Origin of the sequence: Micromonospora acroterricola (genome assembly GCF_003172955.1) — a bacterium.
GTDB lineage: Bacteria > Actinomycetota > Actinomycetes > Mycobacteriales > Micromonosporaceae > Micromonospora > Micromonospora acroterricola.
In genome coordinates, this window is sequence record NZ_QGKR01000073.1 from 1 (window position 1) to 1115 (window position 1115).

Annotated in this window: 1 protein-coding gene; it reads right to left on the reverse strand. The window is 77.8% G+C overall.

The window, feature by feature from the left end:
* Positions 1 to 3: 3 nt before the first annotated feature.
* Positions 4 to 1115 (reverse strand): glycosyltransferase family 9 protein (locus DKT68_RS01170; protein ID WP_109815585.1); only part of this gene is annotated, 1112 nt, incomplete at its 5' end.

Consider the following 1115-nt stretch of genomic DNA (forward strand, 5'->3'; position numbering starts at 1 on the left):
GGTTCAGCGAGGGGGGTCGGGGGCCAGGACCCGTACGGCCGCGACGACGTCGGCCGGGTCGACGGCGGACAGGCAGGGATGGCCGGCGACCGGGCAGACGGCCGCGCGGGTGTCGCGGCAGGCCGCTCCGGCGTCGCCGAGCCGGACGGTCGGAACCCGGTAGGGGCCCCACTGCCCGAACGGGACGGTCGGGGCGAACAGGCTGACCACGGGCACGCCGAGCGCGGCGGCGAGGTGGGCCGGCCCGGTGTTGCCGACCACCACGCAGCGGGCGCCGGCAAGGATCCGGGCGAGTCCGGCCAGGTCGACGGTCCCGCCGAGGTCGGTGCCGCCGGCCGCGGCGACCTGGGCGGTGAGGTCCCGCTCGTCGGGTCCGCCGGTGACGACGACCTGGTGGCCGTGCGTGACGAGGGCGGCGACGATGTCGGCGCAGCGTTGGGCCGGGCAGGCCCGGGCGGGCACCGACGATCCGGGGTGCACCACCACGTAGTCGCCGGCCGGCGCACCCCCCGTTCCGGAGAGGGCGACGGTGGCGGCGTCTCGCAGGCGCAGGGTCGGCTCGTCGCCCGGTGGGAGCGCGAACCCGGCAGCGGCGGCGAGGGAGAGCGCCCGTTCCGGCTCGGGCACACCGACCGGCACCCGGTGCCGGATGTCCAGCAGGGATCCCGGGTAGTCGTCGCTGATCGCGCTGATCCGGGGAACGCCGGCCATCCGCAACAGCAGCGCGATGGGCAGGGGCGACTGGTGGTACGACGTGAAGACGACCGCCTCGTCGGCGCCGACCTGGGCGAGGCGGCCGGTGAGCGCCCGCATGTCCGCCGGGTCGACCGGTGCGGGCGAGCCGTCGATCCAGGGCAGCGGCCACTCGATCAGCTCGTCCACACCGGGCAGCAGCTCGGCGGCGGCCCGGCCGCGCGGCCCGCAGAGCAGCACGACCCGCTGCGCGCCGGCCGCGACGGCCCGGATCCCCGGGCCGGTGACCAGCACGTCGCCGATGGAGTCGCTGCGTACCACCAGGACCGTGCCGGCGCGTCCGACACGGGGTACGGCGGGCCGGACGGCGCGCGCGCGGCGCAGGATCTCGTCCACCGCCGTGGGCAGGTCGGGGGCCACGG